Raw genomic sequence first — 22,511 nt, 5'->3', positions numbered from 1 at the left:
GCGGCAGGAGCAGATTGAAAGTTAGCATTTAAACAACAAAATGAACAACAACATTGATACCATTGTCATCCTTGTCTTCTCCGCATTTGTGCTCGGGATCGGGATGCTTTTTGCGCGGACGGGACGGAACCTGAAATCCTTTTTTGCCGGAGGCGAGGCAGTTCCCTGGTTTATCGGAGGGCTGTCCTTATTTATGAGCTTTTTCTCGGCTGGGACATTCGTGGCCTGGGGCTCCATTGCCTACAAGCATGGCTGGGTGGCGATTACCATTCAATGGACGATGTGCATTGGCGCCCTCGTTACCGCACTTTACCTGGCGCCACGCTGGAAAAGAACGGGCGCACTTACCGCCGCTGAATTCATTCGCGAGCGGCTTGGTTTGCCCGTTCAGAAGACTTACATCTTCATTTTTACACTGGTTTCCGTTTTTATCAAAGGCTCGGTTTTATATCCGGTCGCCCGCCTTGTGAGTGCCTCGCTGGATCTTCCATTAGTGCCTTGTACGATCGGATTGGGGCTTTTTATGATTGCTTACACGGCTGTCGGCGGACTTTGGGCGGTGATGGTGACGGACATTCTGCAATTTGTAGTGTTATCCGCCGCGGTGTTCATCTTGCTTCCATTGTCTTTTGATAAAGTTGGTGGCTGGGAAGGCTTTACGCAAAATGTTCCTGACGATTTTTTCGATCTGTTAAATGGTGAATACACTTTCGGCTTTGTCCTCGCATTTGTCATTTACCACATCTGCTACATCGGTGGGAACTGGACCATGGTGCAGCGTTATACGAGCGTCGACAGTGAGAAATCGGCCAGGAAAGTCGCCCTTCTTTTTGCAGGCTTATACCTGATCAGCCCGGTGATCTGGATGTTCCCGCCTATGATCTACAAGGCGATCAATCCCGCATTGACGGGGCTGGATACCGAAAATGCCTATCTGATGATTTGCAAACTGGTGTTACCTCCTGGCCTACTGGGCTTGATGCTGACAGGCATGTATTTCTCCACTTCTGCGAGCGCTAATACGGCTTTAAATGTGGTGTCCGCGGTCTTCACCAATGATATCTACAAAGGAATGGTCAACCCGGCGGCTTCCGACAAGCAGCTGATCCGGGTTGCGCGGGGCTCTTCCTGGTTTTTCGGATTGGGTATGATCGGCATTGCATTGCTGGTACCGGCAGCTGGCGGCATTGTGGAGGTGGTTTTGAGTATTTCAGCGATTTCAGGCGGACCGTTGCTTGCCCCGCCGCTCTGGGCTTTGTTTTCCAAACGGTTGAATGCAAAAACAACACTTTGGGTAACTGGTATCGGTCTTCTTGTCAATCTGTTTTTCAAAATCCTGTCTCCGCTGCTGCTGGGTTTCAAACTTTCGAGGGGAATGGAAACGATTGTGGGTGTGGGGCTGCCGCTGCTGTTTTTGCTGGCTTATGAACTTTGGGCACGGTCCAAAAACCTCATTGCGGCGGAATACCTGACCTATCTCCAAACCAAAGAACAGAAGCGTATTGACGCATTGGAAATCAATGAAGAGGAAGTGGTCGAGATCAAACGCCAAAACAGGTTTGGCTTGCAGGTCATTGCAGGAGCGCTGCTTTTCACAGCGGTTATGTTATTTATCCTGAGTCTGCTGACTACTTCCGGAGCAATGATCACGGCTATTATCGCAACCGTGGTGCTGCTTTCAGCATTGATCCCCTTTGTAGCATCGCGGAAAGTCAGCGTGGAAGTGCTAGTACCAGTTCAAGAAAATCATCCGCACGAATGACCTTTTAGTATCCATTTGAATCCCTTAACGCATTTTATGAACAATAAATTTAGAGCACTGCTCCTGGTTATCGTTTGCTGGGCTTCCCAGAGCAGCTTTGCGCAGTACCATATCAAAGACCCGGGTGCGATTTCGCTGAATGGCGACTGGTGGTTTGTACTGGACCCGGCCGAGCTGGGGATTTCAAATCAATGGTATAAAGAAGGCACCGCCAAAACTGCACGGCAGGACAAGGTGACCGTACCGCATTGTTTTTCGACAGACCCGCGCTATGAATTTTATACAGGAACCGCCTGGTACCGCAAGTTTTTTCCCTGGAAACCGGCTTCGGGCAAACGCGTGATCCTGCATTTCGATGCGGCTTATTACAAGACTTACGTCTGGCTCAATGGGCAGAAAGTCGGTGAACACGAAGGTGGGTATACCCCATTCAGTTTTGATGTGACCAATCTGCTCAAAGAAAACAACGAGCTGGTGGTGGCTGTGAACAACAATACCTGGAAAACCAACACCATTCCCGGCGTGAAGGATAATAACAAAATGGACGATTCTTTTGTCGGCTGGGTGAATTACGGCGGACTGATCCGCCCGGTATACCTGACGATCGAACCGGAGGTTTATGCTGAAAATATCAAGATTGAAGCCACACCGGATCTTGCCAAAAACAACGCCAGCATTACGGCCCGAATTCGCGTTAGAAATGCATCTGCAAATGCGGTTTCGCCCAAAGCAGATTTCACCGTATTTCAGGATAAAAAACCCGTCGCGCTGAAATGGAAAACAAAACCGGCGAGCATTCCAGCCGGACAAACTGCGCTTATGGAAGCGGAAGCGAGCATTCCCGCTGCGCAGGTGAAATTGTGGGGCCTCGACCAGCCTAACCTGTACGAACTGAAAGCAACAGTAGGTACTGACTCGATCGCATCCCATTTTGGCATCAGAAAACTTGAAATCCGTAATGCGCAGATCCTGCTGAATGGTAAGCCACTGAAAGTGGGTGGCGGCAACCGGGTACTCGATTACCCCGGGCTTGGTTCCATGGAGCCGGACTGGCTGGTTGAAAAAGATTTTCGCCTGATGAAAGAGGCCGGTATGGAGTTCCAGCGGCTCACGCATTATACGCCTGCCGAATACTACTATGACCTGGCCGACAAATATGGGATGCTGATCATCACCGAGGCGGGTAACTGGCAGCTGACCGGCAAGCAAATGGACAATGATTCCATGCGCGCCAATTTCCGGTCGCAGTTCCGGGAAATGGCCGAGCGCGACTGGAACCACCCGAGCGTGATTGCTTACAGCGTTGGCAATGAATATCTGTCTGAAGAACCTGCCGGTCAGCGCTGGACCAAGGATATGATTGCATTCGCAAAGGAAGTGGACCCGACGCGCCTTTACACTTTCGCCTCCATGCGCCTGAATGCATTGCCGGCAAAACCGGAAGACGAAGCCAGCCAGTATGTTGATTTCGTGTCAACCAACACTTATGGCGGACATGCCAGGTCACTTGATCACATTCATAAACTATATCCCGACAAACCGATTTTCATCAGTGAATGGGGCACGCGCTCCGACGGAAAAGGCGGCGAGGCTTACCAGGCGCAGCACATTCGCGACGTGATAGCAGAAGTAAGAAAGCGCCCCTATGTGGCGGCTACTTCCTGGTGGACTTACAATGATTACCGCAGCAAGTTGTTTGGTACCAATACCAATGGTTTCCGTCCCTGGGGGATCGTCGGCCCCGACCGTTCTCCCCGCCGCGCTTACAAGGTGCACCAGGAAGAACTGTCGCCGGTGACAATTGAAAAAGTAGGTTACCAGTCTGGAGAATTGGGAGCTAACACATTGACGATCAAAGTTACTGCCCGGGCTGATTTCCCTGCGCGCAAGCTATTCGGCTACTACATTAAAACTTCGGACACAAAAGTCAACATCCCTGAACTGAACCCCGGAGAAAGCAAAGAAGTAATTGTTCCGGTCCGCGGATTTGAAGGAAAAACACATATCTCGATCTATAAACCAACGGGTTTCCTCACAACGGAAGCCGAATTCGCACTGGAATAAGCGTCGCGCTTTGAACCAGTGACGTAAAAAATCTAACAAAATGATACAAGAAGAAGCTTCTGCGAAAAGAACACCGAAAACCATTGAATCTGCGGCTGATCTGGTGATTGTAGGAGGAGGATTATCGGGTACCTGCGCGGCGATTACGGCGGCGCGGGCGGGTGTGAAAGTGACGTTGATCCAGGACAGGCCGGTGCTCGGCGGAAACTGTTCCAGCGAAGTAAGACTGTGGATACTTGGCGCTACCTCTCACATGGGAAACAACAACCGCTGGGCACGCGAAGGCGGCGTAATCGACGAGATTATGCTTGAAAATATCTACCGGAACCCTGATGGCAACCCGCTCATTTTCGATACCGTTTTGCTCGAAAAAGTGATTCAGGAACCTAATATCACGCTGCTGCTCAATACTGCGGTTTTTGATTTGGACAAAAAAACAGAAAGCAGAAATGCAGGTGACGAAATAGCGGCAGTGCACGCATTCTGCAGCCAAAACAGCACGAAATACAAAGTGTCGGCTCCCTTGTTTTGTGATGCTTCCGGGGACGGGATTGTGGGCTTTCTGGCCGGGGCTGCATTCAGAATGGGCGCGGAATCAATGGAGGAGTTCGGTGAAAAATTTGCGCCGGATAAAGCCTACGGCGAGCTGCTGGGGCATTCCATGTATTTTTATTCTAAAGATGTGGGCCGGCCGGTGAAGTTCATCCCTCCCTCCTATGCTTTGCAGGATATCACGGAAATTCCGCGTTATAAAACATTCAATCCCAAAGACTTTGGCTGCCGGCTCTGGTGGCTGGAATTCGGCGGCAGAATGGATACGGTACACGATACCGAGAAGATCAAATGGGAACTCTGGAAGGTGGTGTATGGCGCCTGGAACTACATCAAGAATTCAGGCGAGTTTCCCGAATCGGAGAATATGACACTGGAATGGGTGGGTACCATTCCCGGAAAGCGCGAAAGCAGGCGGTTTGAAGGCGATTACATGCTCAAACAGCAGGATATTGTTGAGCAAAAAACTTTCTCAGATACCGCTGCATTCGGAGGTTGGAGCCTGGACCTGCACCCGGCTGACGGTGTTTACAGCGACCAGTCAGGCTGTAATCAGTGGCACAGCAAGGGTGTTTACAGCATCCCCTACCGGTGCTTTTACAGTCGGAATATCACTAACCTTTTCATAGCGGGCCGCATTATCAGCGCAACACACGTCGCATTTGCTTCGACGCGGGTGATGGCGACAAGCGCGGTGGGCGGACAGGCGGTAGGTATCGCGGCGGCACTCGCAAAAAAGTATGGTTGTACACCACGCGAGGTCGGGCAGCAGTATCTGGAAGAATACCAGCTTGAACTTTGGAGATCGGGACAGTATCTGCCGCAAACGGTTATTTCCGATCATGAAGATCTGGTTCAAAAGGCCTCCGGCATTTCAGCTTCTTCGCAACTTGAACTTACCGGACTGCCCGGCTCGGAGCACTGGGCTCCGATTGTACATTCGGTAGCGCAAATGTTGCCTGTAAATGGCGGTATGCCCGATATGAAAGTGCGGGCAGATGTTTTGGAAAATACCACACTGGAAGTCGAGCTGCGCAAAAGCAGCAAAGCATTCAACCACACACCTGATGTGACCATCGAGACAAAATCCCTGGTACTCAGTCCGGGAAAGCAAGAAATCCAGCTCGATTGGGACGCTTCGTTCGACGAAGAATGCTACGCTTTTGTTTGCTTTTTGAAGAATGAAAAAGTCAAAATACAATACAGCGAAAAGCGGGTGACCGGAATTTTAACGGTTTTCAATGCAACGAATCCTGCTGTTTCGAACTATGGAAAACAGGAGCCGACCGAAGATCTGGGCGTAGATACCTTTGAATTCTGGTGTCCGCAGCGCAGGCCGGAAGGCCGGAACCTGGCATTCCAGCTGAGCGAGCCCCTTGCTGCATTTGGAACCAATAACCTAAGAAATGGACTGCACCGACCCATCGCAGCACCCAATGCATGGGTTGCCAATTTCGACGACGACGCTCCCTCTGTCACGATCCACTGGAATGAGGAAGTCAGCATTAACCAGATAGAACTGGTTTTTGATACCGATTCTGATCATCCTATGGAAAATGTGATTTATGTTCACCCGGAAACGATTATGCCTTTTTGTGTAACAGAGCTGGCAGTAAAAGACGGTCAGGGCATTGTGGTTGCAAAGATCACCGGTAATCACCAGACCAGGCGGACCATAAGCTTGGAAAATCCGGTTAGCACAAGATCACTAACAGTGAATATCCTACATACAAATCGGGATGTACCTGCGTCACTTTTTGAGATACGGTGCTATTAATGCCGCGTCCTGAGCAGCTGGTTGTGCTTAAAAAGAAACTGGTTTTGACGGCTCACTGAGCATGATGGCAGTAAAACTTTCAGATAGCATAGTAACTTGGGGACAGGGTTCAGCGCTGATAGCATTGATTCAACTATCGCGCACCTGAATCGTTATTTATCCAAAAAAATCATGGATGATCCATTCTATGCGCTTCTGGAAACCGTGCGGCAGTTTGTACCACTTACCGAAACAGACGTTAAGCTGATCGGGAGCTTGTTTCATCGCACAGTCTTACAGAAAAGCGATTATTTCGTTCAGCCCGGACAGGTTTGCCACCAGGTCGGCTTTATTCATTCCGGTTTGGTGCGGTACTTTGTCAACCAAGACGGTGACGAGAAGATTTATGACTTCGGGCTGGAAAACGACTTTGTATGTGATTATGAAAGTTTTCTTCCTCAAACGCCCTGCCGGCGCGCTATTCAGGCGATTGAAGAAACGACCCTGTGGGTCATTTCGTGGGCAGACCTACAACGATTATTTGCCGGATTAACGCATGGTGAACGGTTTGGGCGCGTGGCAATCGAGCAGATTTTTGTTAAAACGATTGGCAAACTGGTCTCGCTGTACACAGATTCTCCCGAGCTGCGCTATCAGGCATTTATGGATGAATATCCGACGCTTCCGGCCAAGATCACGCAATATCACATTGCGTCTTATGTAGGGGTCAAACCGCAATCACTAAGCCGCATCCGGGCGCGGTGGGCAGGCAAGGATTACGGCCGCCTTTCTTCACCTGAGTGAATGCACTGGCATCAGGCGATGCCCAATTTTGTGCTGTACTTAAACGCACAAGATGATGACAACGCAACGTATTTCGTCCCCACTCAGATTCATAAGCCTGCTGCTCGGTTTGGGTATGCTATTCATCGGCGCCCGGTTTCTGATCGCTCCTGAAATAGCGGAAGCAGGATTTGGTCTTCATTACAACCAACCCAATTACGCATTTCACACCATCAAAGGCATCCGGGACCTGTTCTCGGGGCTACTGATCGTACTTTTCGCCTGGTCACATTTCCGTAAACCTTTGTTTCTGACATTGCTGGCCGGCTCTGTCATTCCCTTTGCCGATATGCTCGTTGTATGGCAAACTCCCGGCAGTGATCTGCCGGCCATGCTGATTCACGGGAGTACAGTCGTCGCACTCTGGATACTCTGTTATTTTCTAGCTAAACCGGTACCTGAAACAGGTAATCAACCATCAGCCAATGACAAGGCTTATGTGAAACTGATTTCGTCGGTTTCGAAAGGGCCGGCCAGCGTACTCGAATTTGGCATTCTGCCGCAGGAAAGTACGCCCTGGCATTACCATGAGCTGTTTTCCGAAACTTTTGAGGTGGTAAAAGGTGCATTAACTGTCGGCCAGGAAAATCAAACGTTCACCCTGCGCCAGGGGCAGACGGCCACCATTGAAGCAGGGCAAAAACACTTTTTTCACAATGCGTCGGCTCAGGAATGCATCGTCAGGGTCTCCATTGCTCCCGGAAACCGCAATTTTGAAGAAGCCCTGCTCATCTCAAAAGGACTTGCCAAAGACGGATTGGCCGGTGAGAGCGGAACACCAAAAAACCTGCTGGACCTGGCATTGTTTATCAGGTTAAATGATTCCCATATGGTCGGCCTGCAAAAAGTGGGAGAACCTGTCTTCAAGCTGGTAGCGGATTATGCCATCAGGCAGGGACGGCTCAACCATTTACGAGCCCATTATACGACGGCTCACCATGATATGAATGGTTGAGGTTACATGGTAAGCAGCGCATGCAGAATAAACCGGGCTCTTAGGAGGATTAGTACAGACTCTCATTGATTTTTTTCTTATCGTTGTATCCGCTAAGCTATATCGAAAATACGACGTATGAGAAAACATGTTACCTTCCTTTTCCTTGTTTCAGCATCTCTGGCAAAAGCCCAGGTACAGACGGATACGCTCAAAACAAAATCATTGCAGGAAGTTGTAGTCACTGCTTCGCGGCTTACTGAGAGCATACTCGTTTCGCCGGTGAGTGTGCAGAAAATCAACAGGGAGAGCATCGCACTTTCCCCGGCTATCTCGTTTTTTGACGGACTTGAAAATGCGCAGGGAATCCATATGATTACACCTTCGCTGGGCTTTAAGGTTTTGAATGCCAGAGGCTTTTCCAACACCACCAATGTCAGGTTTGCTCAGCTGGTAGATGGAATGGACGTGCAATCTCCTCATATCGGCGGCGCGATCGGCAATGCACTCGGACCTACGGATCTGGATATTGCCAATATCGAGATTTTGCCAGGTACAGCGTCTGCATTGTACGGCATGAACACGGTCAATGGTCTTGCCAATTTTTTTACCAAAAATCCTTTCACGTCAGAAGGACTTTCTATCCAACAGAAAACAGCCGTGAATCACATCAACGACAGGCAAAGCAATGCTAAGCCCTTTTCAGAAACGACAGTTCGTTTTGCCAAAGTGATTTCGCCGAAATGGGCATTCAAGGTCAATGGGGCTTTCACGAAAGGTTACGACTGGATCGCGTCTGATCAAACGGAACTTAATGCGAATGCCAACCGCAGCACCAACTTGTTCGGCACTGACAATCCGGCGCAGGATCCAGTCAACGGCTATGGAAATGAGAGTTCGAACCGCAGGACGATTGCATTGGCTGGCCGCAATTATGTTGTCGCAAGAACGGGTTATCAGGAAATGAACGTGGTCAGTTATGACCTGCAAAATGTGAAAGCGGATGCAGGGATTTATTACAAAGTAGCTCAGGATGCGGTGCTGACTTACTCCTATCATTTCAGCGAACTGGATAATGTGTACCAGCGCGCCAACCGATTCCGTCTGCAGGATTATCGTTTGCAGCAACATGCACTTCAATATCAATCCGGCTCCATCCAGGCAAAGCTTTACATCAATTCCGAAAATACCGGCAAGTCCTACAACCTGCGGTCTATGGCCGAAAACATGGACAGAAGTTTCAAGCCAGACAATGTCTGGTATACCGACTTCACCAATGGTTTCAACCAGGCGCTCACGGGCGAATCAAGCGTAGCCGATGCATTACGGGAAGCCAGAGGAATAGCCGATGCAGGGCGCTATCAACCAGGTACTCCGGCGTTTAATCAGCAACTGAAAAAATTACAGGATATTAATAACTGGGACGCGGGTGCTGCGCTAAGGGTAAAAGCAAGTCTGGTACACGGTGAGATACAGGTCAACCTGACAGAAAACTATCTGCAGTCTTTAAAAACGAAGTATGACCTCGACTTGCTTGCAGGCGCTGATCACCGGACCTACATCATCGTTCCCGACGGCAATTATTTCATTAATCCTGAGCAGGGACAGGAAGGAAAAAACATCAATTACAGCAAGACCGGCGCTTTTATTTCTGTTAGCAAAGGTTTATTTCAGAGCAGATTGAAATTGGGTGCCATTTTACGCGCTGATAAAAATGATTATTTCAAAACAACATTCAATCCTCGTTTTTCAGCAGTTTACAGTCCTGTTCATCATCATAACATTCGGGCTTCTTTTCAAAGCGGATACCGTTTTCCGAGCATTTTTGAGGCATACAGTAATGTCAATAGCGGTGGCGTAAAAAGGGTTGGCGGACTGCCTGTCATGTCGAGGGGAATTTTTGAAAATGCCTGGCTCGCCACGTCCATTAGTGCATTCCAGACGGCGGTGCTCGCCGACATCAATCAGGCCGGTCTGACACAGGCGGCAGCAATCGAGAAGAACAAAGGACTGCTCCGAAAAAACCCTTACACCTATCTGAAACCCGAACACGCCAGGACCTGGGAAGCGGGATACAAAGGACTTTTCTTGAATAATAGTTTATATGCGAATGCAGATGTTTACCTGAGCCGGTTCAGTAATTTCATTGCCCAGGCCAATATGAATGTGCCCGATGCAACCAATGAGGCGGCAATCCCCGCTGCCTTATATACCCGTGCCACGCAAGCCCAGTACCGGATGTATACCAATTCAAGATCCGTGATTGACAACTTCGGTTTCAGTGCGGGACTTAATTATCAGTGGCATAAAACACTGATCTTGGCTGCAAATACCACATTCTCGAAACTACGGAATACTGAAAACCAGGACGGACTGGAAGATGGTTTTAACACACCCAAATGGATTTACAATATCTCGGTTTCGAAGAAGAACCTTGCCAAAAATATGGATGCAACACTGGCTTACAGGTGGCAGTCTAAATATTTATCACAAACTTTTTTGGTGAGTGGCCAGGTACCTGCTTATTCCAGTCTGGACGCGCAGCTGAGCTACCACATTCCGCTCATCAGGTCACTCGTTAAACTCGGTGCCACCAATATTCTTAATCATTATTACAATTCATTTCTGGGCGGCCCCTCAATTGGCGGAATGTATTATGTGAGTGTAGGTTATGGGATAAATAAATGATGTTTGAAGATCATTTATATTTTCCTGAAATCTGAATGGTTGATGTCATGAACATTTATGCAAACCTATACAACAGACGTATCAATGACATCGGCCAGACTTTGAATTCGAATGAGTCATTTCGTAGTCATTGTTTAAGCAGATTTTAATTTATAGGATAGGAATCATTACGACAAAGTAAAGATTAGGCTTTTCATGAGCATCGTGATATTGCCGTAAGTCATTTAACGATAATCTTTATCCTGAATTACGCTCATGTAGTTAAAAGAAAAAGGCTATGTTCTCGTAGGAGACATAGCCTTTTTTCTATTATCCGCATAAGCGGCAACATTTTATTTATCGTAACCAGGATTTTGAGTTAACAAAGCATTTCTGTTTACTTCATTCCGATCAAATGGACGGAAGTACATTTTATCCAGCCAAGTACGATTTTCATGAGACTTCTCTTCAACAGGCGTATACGTATAATCGTAAACTGTAGGATCATAATGATATGGCTCCTTCATAGACTTGCCCTCCTTGAATTTACCTACAACTGAAATATATTGTAGTGGTCTGCCCAAAGTTTCTTTAGCGATCATCCAGCGGCGTGCATCATGATAGCGCTGTTCCTCATAGGCCATTTCGATCCTTTTTTCATGACGATAAGCTTCTTTCAAGTCGCTACCCGATGCTTTAATAGCCGGCATACCTGCACGAAAACGAATTTTATTTAACCATTCCAATGCAATTGCATCCTGGCCCACTTCAATGCTCGCCTCGATGTAGTTGAATACAGCTTCTGTATATCTGAAGAATGGCCATGGTATGTTCTGGCGATCTGTGTTTTCAACCAAATCAGGGTTTGGATCGATGAATTTACGCATGTAATAACCAGTACGGCTACCGTTCCAGTCTTCAATTGTGCTTTGACGTGTATCCAGGCCTTTGCGGTTAAACTTTGTCCCTTTGTCATCCAAAAGATCGTAAACACCAGTCTGTATCTGATTGGCAGGATCCACATTTCCAGAAATCTTGTTACGTGGTTTCCAAGGTGCTCCATCGTACATGACGGTAGCGTAGAAACGAGGATCACGGTTTACATATGGATTTGCTTTATGTACCGGATTTGTCCATTTGAACGGAGTACCGTCCATCATTTCATAATCATCTACCAATTGACCTACAGGCGTATTACCTGCCCAGTTGTGATAGCCATTTGGACCATTTCTTAATCCAGTCTGACGTGCACCACCTTCGTCACCATCATTAAAACTTGGAGTAAAGAACTTGCCGAAAATGATTTCGTTCACTGCAGTAGGATCTACATTCTTATCGGCGCTAGCTCCTCCCATTGAAATGGAGATGTAGTTCATTTTTCCTTGGTCAGCAGTAGCAGGCGCAGTCAGGTTGAGCTTGTACCCTCCGTTTCCATTATCCAATACGGCTTTCGCGGCAGCCTGGGCAGCTTTCCAGCGAGCAGCACGATCACCAGACGCATAAGCTAAAAACTCTGGTTTAGCATATGAACCAAGCAAAGCAGATTTTGCCTTCATGGTAGGAAGGTCGTGTAAATCACTTGCAGCGTAAAGGAGAATTCTGGACTTTAAAGCCATAGCAGCTACATCAGTAGCACGACCTTTCACCGAAGTTTTACCTTTCAAAAGTAAAGCAGCACTGTCAGCATCACTTACGATTGAATTAATACATTCCTCGAAAGTACTACGTGCAACAGAATAGTCTTCGTTCAAGTCATATACCTTTTTGATCAAAGGTACTGCACCATAATAGCGCACCAACTGGTGATAGTAATAGCCTCTGAGAAAATAAGCTTCTCCTCTTAAACGCTGCTTTAAAGTTTCGTTCGTGAATGTAGCCGTTTCCAGCTTTGATATAGCTTGGTTTGCAGCACGGATTCTGGTATACATCGGGCCCCAACCATAAGTATTATCAACCCATCCAAGGTTAGAAGGACTCAAACTTCCCTCATTTACGGTATTGATGTTACGTCCGGTATGTGTAAACACAGCTTCATCAGTAAGTGATGCCAGCATCTGCTCACTAAAACCTCCCTGGTTAAGACCAGCGTAAATCCCGGTTACAAAGGCCTCCGAAAGTGCGCCATCTGTCCATACCTGGTCACTGGCGATTTCACTGGGAGGATTTACGTCTAAAAATTCTGTATCACATGCCGACAACCCGATTGAGGATGCTAATGCAATAGCTAAGATACTTTTATATTTAAATTTCATTTTTGTTATCATTTTTCATTAAAACCCTACACGAATACCTGCATTGATAATTCTGGATTGTGGATAGTATTGTCCACTAGTACTTGTCGCTTCAGGATCCCAGATCTTAATTTTAGAGAAAGTCATCAGGTTCAATGCATTTACATATACTCTGAACTTACTCAGCCCAATTTTAGATCCGAATTCAGAAGGAAGGTTATAGCCCAGCTCAATATTCTTAAGACGCAGGTAGTCATTACTTTTCAAGAAATAGTTATTGAAACCAGCCTGATCAGTATTTGTATAATACCTGTTATTTCTGTTTGTCAGACGTGGGTACCTTGTGTCTGGATTGTCAATAGTCCAACGGTGATTGTAATCATACTGCAAATAGTTACCAATATCACCTGATTCAGTCAGACCGACTAATTGCAAACCGCCGGCTGCACCCTGGAATAAAATAGACAAATCGAACGCTTTGTAACCAAGATTAATAGAAGCACCACCTGTAAACCAAGGACGTTGTACTTTTTCTGAGCGTAATCTATCATCAGCAGTAATTTTACCATCAGGTTTGCCATCCGGACCGCCAACATCCTTGAACTTCATGTCTCCGGGTAGCAGGGTTCCAGCAATAGCACTGTAGTCAATTGGATTTGCATCAATTTCCGCCTGATCTTTAAACGATCCATCAAACTGATAAACCAGGAAGGACTGATAAGGCATTCCAGTTGTTCTCTGATAAGAAGGAGCACCAGGTGTTTCATCCCAGTATTTAATCTGGTTTTTAGCATATCCACCATTTACACTTACCGAGTAGGTGAAATCCTTCACATTACCATCATAGCTAACCTTAAATTCAAAACCTTTGTTTTGAAGCTTACCTAAGTTTTGTGGTGGAAGTTTACCGTCAATCCCGGCGCTTGAAGGAGTAGATCCGATTTTTGGAATCAGGATTTTAGAACGATTATTTACGAAGTAGTCAAACTCAAATGATAACTTATCATTCAACAATGTTCCCTCGATACCAAAGTTGGAGTTATTAGCTACTTCCCAAGTAAATTGTCCGTTAGCAACGCGGGTTTCAGATAGTGTTTTAACAACCTGATCATTAACTACGTACTGGCCAAAGCCCATTGTTGAAAGGTATTGGTACTCAGCCAATGTTTCTGTTCCAAGGAAATAAGGTTCAGCACCCATTTGACCCCATGAACCACGAACTTTCAAATTGTTCAGGAATCTGATGTTATTCTTCCAGAAGCTCTCTTCTGAAACGCGCCATCCTGCTGAAACCCCTGGGAAGAATCCAAAACGTCCGTCTTTTGGAAAAATGTATGAACCATCAACACGCCACAGGAATTCGGCAAGATACTTTTCTTTATAGTTGTAACCTGCACGTCCAAAGTAGCTTAACCTTGCACGACTATAAAGGTCGAAGTTGTTGATATTTTGCTCAGCAGTACCACCGGCAAAAAGCTGATCAACTACAGGAGAGATAAAATAGCGTCTGAAAGCAAAGAATCCATCCGCATCTACTTTCTCACGCTGAATACCACCCATAACATTGAAGTTGTGAGCTCCGAACGATTTCTCATAAGATACTTGTCCGGTTAGCTGTACAGATAATTCCTGAGATGAACTTTCAGTCAAACGAGGATCTGTGAATGTAGACCGCACATTACCTGTGAGAATTGGAGTAACGTTATCTGCTTCGTAAGATTTCTTATCCCAGTAATATAGTGTCCATGGTTTCTGGAACGACTTCTGGCGACGCATCATTTTATCCACAGCAGCCATGGCCATTACTTTCAAGCCAGTTACACCCGGAACATCAAACTCGAGTGCACCATTAGTTTGTATATAATCGCGCTTGTCATTGTTAAACCCGGTTTGGTTTGTCGTAATGATCGCAGGATTCTGTCCATTTTCAATATCCGGTCCTGGACGGCCATCCGGCCAAATTGCAACTTCGGTTGGTTTTCCACGCATCAGCATACGGAAAATGTCTCCTGCACCACCTCCATTAGGAAAATGCCGGAATTCTTCACGCAAAGCAACGCCCAACTTAGCTTTCAGATACTTGTTAATCTTTGTATCCAGGTTGACACGCATATCGTACTGTTTGTACCCGGTTGCTGAATTCACATAGTTACCATCTTGATTGATGTAACCAAGTGATGCCAGGTAATTGATATTGTCGCTGCCACCCATTAATTGCACATTATGGCGTTGTTGTGGTGACCACTTGCGAATTACCTCTCCATACCAATCTGTATTTGGGTGGATCAAAGGATCGCTGCCATCACGGTATTTTTGGATATCTCCTGGTTGAAACGTTGCAGTTACTACATCTTTATTGTCAGTTCTGGTATAGTTTCCTGTGCTGTTAAAGCCTTGCAAAGCACCAGCCCACTGACCTGCAGGCAGGTTATCATAAATCTGCAATTCATTCCGGATGGTCGCATATTCTGCTGCGCTGGACATTTTTGGCAAGATGGCTGGCTGGCCCATACCAATGTTCATATCATAGGATAGTTGTGGTTTACCTGATTTACCACGTTTGGTAGTAATCAAGATAACGCCATTACCCGCACGTGATCCGTAAATGGCTGCTGCAGCATCTTTCAAAACAGAAATACTTTCAATATCGGCAGGGTTCAAACGGTCCAAACCACCGCTACGGTTTGGCACACCATCAACTACGATCAGTGCATTACTGTTACCAAGCGAGTTGGTTCCGCGGATCCGAATTGCAGAACCATCGTAACCTGGCTCACCACTTGCCTGAACTGTTGAAACCCCTGGCAGACGCCCACCCAGCGTGTTTGAGAGGTTAGCCGAGGGTGCTTTTTCGAGCTCAGCTCCTTTCACAGCAACAACTGACCCGGTTAATGTTGCTTTCTTTGCTGTACCATAACCAACAACCACAACCTCTTCCAAAGCCTTGGTATCATCTAATAAGGTAACGTCTATATTAGATTTATTACCTACAACTGCTTCTTGCGTAAGGTAACCAATAAAAGAAAAAACCAGGGTTGCGTTATCAGGAGCACTGATTGTGTACACCCCTTCATTATCTGACACAGTGCCAGCCGTAGTTCCTTTTACCACGACACTTACGCCGGGCAGGCCTGTGCCCTTGGTATCCTGAACTTTACCTTTTACAGTTACCTGAGCAAACGCTCCAATCATGGTAAACAGCAAAAGAAAAAGAGAAAAAGCATATCGCTTTACATTACGATATGTCCATCGAGTAGAAATTCTCATAGATTGATTAATAAAGATTAAAATGGATTAGTTAAGTTTTACAGCATTGCTGGTCGGAGGAAAAGTGACAGCAAGTATAAACGAGAATCAATGATCATGTGTCCGAAGCACACAATCGTAAATAAGAATGCACCATTGCATTAAAACGAGTTTTGATAGGATAAATTTGGGAATAAGTGATAAACTGGGACTAAAACTTAGTAGAAGAACGAATTACGGCAAATTTTATATTTTTGTGAAATAAGTACATAAATTTATTTTTTTTTAATAAATCTGGCCAGGATAGGTTAAAATGTATAAGATCTAATTTAAATAATTATATCGTGGACGGCACAGGTACCACAAAGATTTAAAATTAGGTTCTTGTAAATATTTTAATTCCAAATTGGATTTTTCTTATTTTCGATTGTTTGAAGATATGTCATCAGTTTAATCGTTTAATGTGTATATGCACAATACATGTTAAACGATGTCCTTACAAGCAAGCGGAGCGCCTGTGTAATGAGTTAAGAATTGAATAGCGTAAACTGATTCTAACTGTTCGGCATGCAGAAACGATTACCTACTTAATTAAGCAAGTATTGTTTGAAATCGGGCAGCGGCAATCTTCTCACCTAAAGGTAATTTGAAGCTGTATTGAAATGCTTGTCATAATTATGGTAGGGAGTAATTATCTTATTATTAAAACATAGGATAAACAATCCGCAGACAACCTAGCCGATATTATAATAGATTTTCTAACAATTGAATTATTAAAGAATTAAACAATTAAGGCTGCTAATCTTATTAGACTTCAACATTTCTGAAAATATCGCAAACATCTGCATACTTAATTGTCCAGGTATATCCCTACCATAGTTTATTATGCAATACAAAGGAGATTTATTCAAATCTGGATTATTGAAAATAGATATACTATATCTTGCTCCGAACCTTTAAGATCCTGAAATTCAATGATGTTGAAGGCATTCGTAGGTTGCCTCATTTAATCTGCTATTAAGCGCTTAGTGTGGGATAAATAAACTCACTCTATCGTTTTATATATCAGCCTATACTCATTGGCAGCGAGTACATGTCTCCTCCCTGGCTTTAATCTGCTCCATCAGCTCGCGCCTGGTGATGTAGCGGGCCGCATTGATATACCGGACGTGGAATAGCAGATAGGCCAGGTAGGTAACCTGGTCTATGACCCGGGACAAACAGCTAGCTGATTTTCTTTGCAGCAAATCATTGGCCGGATTGATGCTGAGATCAGCCAACGTACGTTCATATACGGAACCCGTTTACTGGGACACGATCCGGCTTTCGCCACAGGGCTTGGCCAGAAATGGATTGCGAGCAGCTTCCTTTGCAACACTTTCACAAAGCTGCTGCGCTGGTTTGTGATCAGGTTCTGATCGTAGTAGTTAGCCAGCGTGCCGGCCACGAAGCCGGCGACTTGTATGTCTTTTATGCTTGCAAAGCCGAAAGAGGATTCATTGAACAGGTTGGAGATGTTGTTTGGTCTACATAGCTCATGACCCCTTCATAAAAGTAACATCCCCTACCTGGCCGGCTACCAGCTGCTTACAGGCTACCACACTGTTCCCTTGGCCCTAGGGCTCTACAAGCCTAGCTATCTCGGGATGCTCTCTGGCCGACGAAATCCTTTTTGAAAATCTTCTGACAGCCGGCCTGCCTAAAGCGATTATGCTGCATGGCAAGGTTCTGTTCCTGAGTCGACACACCCTAGCCTATCAGAAAACCAAGTGCTTTGTCTCACGTACTCAGGCAAAGGCATAAGAATGTAACATACAAAGTAAGATGACGATTTGAGAGGGTAAATGCAATAGTTTGGCGGCAAAAGTAGGCTATCGGCGAGTATCGCAGAGAACGGGCGTTTTTTGATAGGCTGAAATGAAGTGAAATATCTAACTATTACTTCAATATTACAAATGCGTATATTGTATTGTAAGTACGTGAATCGAGTTATGTGCAACCGCTAACCAACCCTGGAAATTGCAAGTGATAGCCGCTACAAAACAAATTTTCTCATCGGCGCTTTTATGGAGGTATTTTTTGGTAGTGTTAGTACTAGCACTATTTACCTGTGGATTTTTGTTTATATTAGGGATACCCCTAATCTTTTGGATGAGCTTTGGAGAAAGTGCGGAGTCGAACCGTATAGCAGCAATTCCTACAAACATTTTCATTTTCGACTGGGGGGCACTTCTTATAACACTTATCACGCTGTGTGCCGGCATTTATACTAATTATAAGTCGAGAAAATTCCGACAGTCAAAGTCTTACTATCTTACTGGAATAATCTTGATTTTTCTGTATCTATTAAGAATCCCAATTGGAAACGCATTATTTGCCATATTCCAGGATTGATAAACCCGGTTGCACATAATAAGAATTTTACGAAAATGGAGCAGCATTGCCAATACAACTATCTGCCTTTTATCTACTTTGGTACATAGGTGAGCGACTTTTCAAATAAAACTCAAACTCTGATATAAATTTGAGATTTATTTATTAAACATCTAAGTTCTTTTCTTGAGAATAACAATAAATAAATTCCTCGGTTTGCCTAATAGTTGTTTGATAACGCTTATAGGTTGCATGAGCATATTCCAGATTTATAAGCTGTCCGACCTTGGCACTATGTTCTTCGAATACTAATAGCAGCCCAATAATATTTTGATCTTCTCCTTGCCACTTCCGCCTAAAGACTTCAATGTACATTAATAAGTCATCCTGAATGGTTTGCAGTTGCATGCCATAAGCATTACCTGCCCCAGAGAATCTGAAAATGCGTTGGCTTCTCTCGCATCTATTGTCGTACCATTTGCTTTTCCAGAGCTGCCCGACCACCTTTCCGGTGGTACTGATTTCCTCGTTGCTACTTGAAACCTTCCCCTTCCAACCGTTACCCGCATGTAAAGAGGCAATTGATTGTTGCGATTGATTTTCGATTGCCTAACCGAGATTTGGATAGCGGGCACGAAAACAAAAAACCCGTAAATCATTGATCTACGGGCTTTTTGAAGTATTGAAACTTGTTGGGGTGGAGATGCGGGGAGTCGAACCCTGCATACAACTTCTTAGTAATGAACGGTTTGTACGTATTTTTAAGCGATATGCTACCAAATACTAAACCCTTCCCGGCTGATTCATTGATCAGCTGCGACGCATCCGCAGGTTTTAGTTATCTCGTCCCTTGAAAACTTTAAAGGTTAACAAGGATTGAAAATGGCGGCCTGAAATGCATTTACTTAGCATCTCACTTGCGCCTTCTCTGTCTACCTGTGGGTGATTGGATACGCCCTTATGCTTTCCCACCAGTTTGGAAACAATCGCTTTCTGAAAGTCCAATTCCTCCAATAGCTCTTTTACACGAAAAGAATCATCATCCTTTCTTTCTCCGTGTATCACATAGTTAGAATCGAATGATGGGAAAACTTCCTGAAGTCTTTTCAATAGTAAAAGGCTTGGTAGGTTTCTACCCTTAGTGACGTTCGTAAAAGTTTGCGCAGAGAATCCAATTCTACCTGCGATCGCATTTTTGGAGATCCCTAAGTTCTTGATCTCATCAGCAAATCTCCCTTTGATTTCTTCCTCTTCTTGCATGACAAATAAATATAAGATTTGTTTGATAACATTTCAACATTGTTTATATTTGTGTATATCAAGTTGACGTTTACACAATATCTAAACATTCTTTCAACAAAGATTGAAAACGATGCTTAAAGAAACAAGGAAATTGTACGAAAGACTCGGGAAACGGGCAAAATTACCTGCGAGAGCGTTGGAAATACTCAATGAAGCGAACAGCGTGACTCCATACAAAGGAGTTCCTTACACAATTGGAGGGATTTATGCGGTACTGGCAGACAAGTACGAGGATAGACAAGTGGAGGAGGCAATTATTAAGGCTGCTAATGAATATATCAAGCGAGAAAAGTCCATTGACCGGGAATTCAAAGAGTCAATAAAAGAGGCCAATCTAGTTTAAGAACCAATCAATCACCCCACTATGAATGGATACTTAGCTGGGAATGCCTGGGCAAAGTTTGTACGACTCAATGGACGCAAAGTAAAGCCAAACCATGTGGCATTAATGCATGCATGCTTTCAAATAGCAAACGAAGAAGGCTGGCCTGAAGAGTTTCAATTTCCAACAAAGGAAGCAATGGCATTGTCATGCATCCGGGACAAAGAAGCTTTTTACCAATGCCTTAAAGATCTGGTACAATTTGGGGCACTGAAGATCATAGAAGAGTCAGTGAATATGTACACGGCCCGGTGGGTATCACTACATAACCTTGATTTTTACTTATCGGAAATACCGACAGCTATACCGATAGGTACACCAACTGCAACACCGATAGCTATACCGATAGCCATACCGACCTCCGACCTACCCAATAATAAAACTAAAGAAATTAATAAAAGAGAAGAATTTCTTAAAGAAGAAGGAGACGCTGATCGCGTCGATGATGGTTCTCAAAGATCAAAAAATGAAAATTCAAAAAGTCAGTTTAAGGCTCCTTCACAATCAGACGTAGAAGCCCATTTGGTAGAGAACTATGGTAGCTCCCCTGCGGCGGCCCGCATGTTCGCTGAAAAGTTTTGGTCGCATTACGAATCGAAGGGATGGATAGTAGGCAAATCCAAAATGAAAAACTGGACGGCTGCTGTGGCTGGAACCTGGAAGGAAGCACGAGAGAAAGCAATGGAAAAGCACCCGGTATCACAAGTCACCGCGCCGCGCCGCTTCACGCTCAACGAAAAGTACTCCCAAATCCCTGAACCCGTATGATGTCACCTGAACAGTACTGGAAGGGATACAAGCAGAACCCCAAGCCAGTAACCCTGAGAAGTCACACCGAGATAGTCGCTGCCATGACTCAGGAGCAGAAAAGCGAAATACTCTTTGAGGCTCTGGCCGATGGAGACATTGACATGGAAACATTTGACCGCTGGATAATTAAAACCTACTTATGAACCAGATACTCCCACCCCACGACACTGACATTGAGAAAGACGTCCTTTCGGTGATGTGTAACCGTCCTGAGCTGATCTACCAGGTAGAAAACATCCTGAACACTGAGTGCTTCTACCGGATGGATCATCAATACCTGTTCGATGTGATCATGAACATTCATAACTCGGGATCCTCGGTTACTCAAAGTGCGATTCTTCACCAGATCGTCCCAACGGGCAAAAAGGACATTCTTGCTACCTACCAGGAGATCAAAAAGTTTTTCACCTCCGACCGGCATCTGGCTTCGAATGCAGAAGTGTTGGTTGAACTTTCCACCAAGCGGGCCTTGCTAGTTAAGGCTTATGAGTTACTGGGGATGATCGAAAAGAACGCCCAAATCGAAGATATCGAACGCGAAGTATCAGAAGCCACCAACATCGTGATCAGCCGAAACACGAACACTGAACCGATACTGATGGGAGAAGCTGTTGATGGAATGCTTGAGTTAATGAATCGGGAGAAGACGGAAGGTATCTCAGGAATCACCACAGGAGTATCCATCCTTGACTCAATTACAGGAGGCTGGGAGTTTGACGACAAAGTGATTATTGCCGGCCGGCCAGGTATGGGTAAAACGGCTGTCGCTACTTATCACGCCAATGTTGCAGCTGCTGCCGGAAATCCTACTGCCTTTGTATCTCTCGAAGTCAGGCCCTCAAAGCTCGCCTCGCGGATGATTTCAAATTCAAGTGGGTTCTCGGCCAGCGATATCACGAAGGGAAGACTTGCTGATAACCAGAAGAAGATAGTGGTTGAACGTGGGAACAGTGCCCGGAAGCTGCCATTGTATTTCTACGATAATACCCGTTCTAGGGACATCAACGACATTACCAGAACGCTTAGGTCCTGGCACCGGAAGTATGGCTTGAAGATCGTTTTCATTGACTACATCGGCTTGATCTGCGACAGAACCGTAAAGAACAGGTCAGACAAAACTGCTGTCACCGAGAGTGTTCAGTCCAAACTAACGGAATTGGGGGATCAACTTGGCATACCACTGATCATTTTCTCACAGCTCAACCGGGAGAACGAATCCAAGTCCGATAAAAGGCCAACGCTGAACAACCTGAAAAGCTCTGGCAAGCTGGAAGAAGATGCCACCCGGGTAATATTCCTGTATCGTCAGGACTACTACGATGCAAACGAGTCTGACTCACGAGGCGTGGACTTTATCCCCTCCCACAACATTGAATACATTTTTGCCAAAAACAGAGAAGGCGAACTTGGGCCGGTTGAATTGAAATGCAATGTGGCACTAAACCGGGTTTACGAAATATCAAGAGTGCCGGCCGCTCAACCACAGCTCAACGGGTTTCAAAAGAACGAAAGCCTTAACGGCCATAGCCACTCCTTCAATTGACCGGCACCTACCAAACACTCGACGATTGCATTTACGAGGTCTTCTA

The 22,511-nt window shown here is 45.5% G+C and carries 16 protein-coding genes; 11 read left to right on the top strand and 5 right to left on the bottom strand.

The window, feature by feature from the left end:
- Positions 1-40 precede the first annotated feature (40 nt).
- The 6 genes from HWI92_RS02020 (at position 41) to HWI92_RS01995 (ending at position 10,599) form a co-directional block, all read left to right on the top strand.
- On the top strand, positions 41-1,762 hold the full coding sequence (locus tag HWI92_RS02020) for a sodium:solute symporter family protein (RefSeq protein WP_204660545.1): 1,722 nt from the start codon (positions 41-43) through the stop codon (positions 1,760-1,762).
- Positions 1,763-1,798: 36 nt separating this feature from the next.
- Positions 1,799-3,826 carry a glycoside hydrolase family 2 protein gene (locus HWI92_RS02015; protein WP_204660544.1) on the top strand — a complete coding sequence of 676 codons (2,028 nt, stop codon included), beginning with the start codon at positions 1,799-1,801 and terminating at the stop codon, positions 3,824-3,826.
- A gap of 40 nt (positions 3,827-3,866) precedes the next feature.
- Positions 3,867-6,155 (top strand): FAD-dependent oxidoreductase, encoded by a 2,289-nt coding sequence (locus HWI92_RS02010; RefSeq protein WP_204660543.1) that lies wholly within the window; start codon positions 3,867-3,869, stop codon positions 6,153-6,155.
- Positions 6,156-6,326: 171 nt separating this feature from the next.
- Positions 6,327-6,938 (top strand): Crp/Fnr family transcriptional regulator, encoded by a 612-nt coding sequence (locus HWI92_RS02005; protein ID WP_204660542.1) that lies wholly within the window; start codon positions 6,327-6,329, stop codon positions 6,936-6,938.
- 52 nt (positions 6,939-6,990) lie between these two features.
- Positions 6,991-7,932, top strand: coding sequence for a DUF4267 domain-containing protein (locus tag HWI92_RS02000; protein WP_204660541.1), 942 nt, complete (start codon positions 6,991-6,993; stop codon positions 7,930-7,932).
- Between the two features lie 117 nt (positions 7,933-8,049).
- Complete coding sequence (locus tag HWI92_RS01995) at positions 8,050-10,599, top strand: TonB-dependent receptor plug domain-containing protein (protein ID WP_204660540.1); 2,550 nt, start codon at positions 8,050-8,052, stop codon at positions 10,597-10,599.
- Positions 10,600-10,931: 332 nt separating this feature from the next.
- Here the strand turns inward: HWI92_RS01995 and HWI92_RS01990 are convergent, their stop codons facing one another.
- The 3 genes from HWI92_RS01990 to HWI92_RS01980 all read right to left on the bottom strand — a co-directional run bounded on the left by HWI92_RS01990 (position 10,932) and on the right by HWI92_RS01980 (position 17,275).
- Positions 10,932-12,830 carry a RagB/SusD family nutrient uptake outer membrane protein gene (locus tag HWI92_RS01990; RefSeq protein ID WP_204660539.1) on the bottom strand — a complete coding sequence of 633 codons (1,899 nt, stop codon included), beginning with the start codon at positions 12,828-12,830 and terminating at the stop codon, positions 10,932-10,934.
- An 18-nt stretch (positions 12,831-12,848) separates the two neighbouring features.
- Entirely contained in the window at positions 12,849-16,076 is a 3,228-nt protein-coding gene (locus HWI92_RS01985) for a SusC/RagA family TonB-linked outer membrane protein (RefSeq protein WP_204660538.1), read from the bottom strand.
- A 1,055-nt stretch (positions 16,077-17,131) separates the two neighbouring features.
- Complete coding sequence (locus tag HWI92_RS01980; protein WP_204660537.1) at positions 17,132-17,275, bottom strand: hypothetical protein; 144 nt, start codon at positions 17,273-17,275, stop codon at positions 17,132-17,134.
- An 18-nt stretch (positions 17,276-17,293) separates the two neighbouring features.
- On the opposite strand from HWI92_RS01980, the gene HWI92_RS01975 reads away from it, so the two are divergent.
- The gene (locus HWI92_RS01975) at positions 17,294-17,473 is read left to right on the top strand and encodes a hypothetical protein (RefSeq protein ID WP_204660536.1); all 180 of its coding nucleotides are present in this window, start codon (positions 17,294-17,296) and stop codon (positions 17,471-17,473) included.
- Between the two features lie 1,329 nt (positions 17,474-18,802).
- Here the strand turns inward: HWI92_RS01975 and HWI92_RS25530 are convergent.
- On the bottom strand, positions 18,803-19,087 hold the full coding sequence (locus tag HWI92_RS25530) for an Arm DNA-binding domain-containing protein (RefSeq protein ID WP_204660535.1): 285 nt from the start codon (positions 19,085-19,087) through the stop codon (positions 18,803-18,805).
- 175 nt (positions 19,088-19,262) lie between these two features.
- On the bottom strand, positions 19,263-19,688 hold the full coding sequence (locus HWI92_RS01965) for a hypothetical protein (protein WP_204660534.1): 426 nt from the start codon (positions 19,686-19,688) through the stop codon (positions 19,263-19,265).
- Positions 19,689-19,800: 112 nt separating this feature from the next.
- Between HWI92_RS01965 and HWI92_RS01960 the strand changes: the two genes are divergently transcribed.
- Genes HWI92_RS01960 through HWI92_RS01945 form a run of 4 tightly spaced genes read left to right on the top strand, consistent with a single transcriptional unit; the run spans position 19,801 to position 22,465 of the window.
- Positions 19,801-20,073: a hypothetical protein gene (locus HWI92_RS01960; protein WP_204660533.1), complete on the top strand. Its 273-nt coding sequence runs from the start codon at positions 19,801-19,803 to the stop codon at positions 20,071-20,073.
- 21 nt (positions 20,074-20,094) lie between these two features.
- A complete protein-coding gene (locus tag HWI92_RS01955; protein WP_204660532.1) occupies positions 20,095-20,880 on the top strand; it encodes a hypothetical protein in 786 nt (261 codons plus the stop codon).
- Complete coding sequence (locus tag HWI92_RS01950) at positions 20,877-21,065, top strand: hypothetical protein (RefSeq protein ID WP_204660531.1); 189 nt, start codon at positions 20,877-20,879, stop codon at positions 21,063-21,065. Before HWI92_RS01955 ends, HWI92_RS01950 begins: the two co-directional genes overlap by 4 nt.
- Positions 21,062-22,465 carry a replicative DNA helicase gene (locus HWI92_RS01945; protein ID WP_204660530.1) on the top strand — a complete coding sequence of 468 codons (1,404 nt, stop codon included), beginning with the start codon at positions 21,062-21,064 and terminating at the stop codon, positions 22,463-22,465. The genes HWI92_RS01950 and HWI92_RS01945 overlap by 4 nt, the downstream gene beginning before the upstream one ends.
- Positions 22,466-22,511: the final 46 nt, after the last annotated feature.

This window comes from Dyadobacter sandarakinus (genome assembly GCF_016894445.1).
Classification (GTDB): domain Bacteria; phylum Bacteroidota; class Bacteroidia; order Cytophagales; family Spirosomataceae; genus Dyadobacter; species Dyadobacter sandarakinus.
Note: the sequence above shows the minus strand (reverse complement) of the source record. Positions and strands in the feature narration are given on the sequence as shown.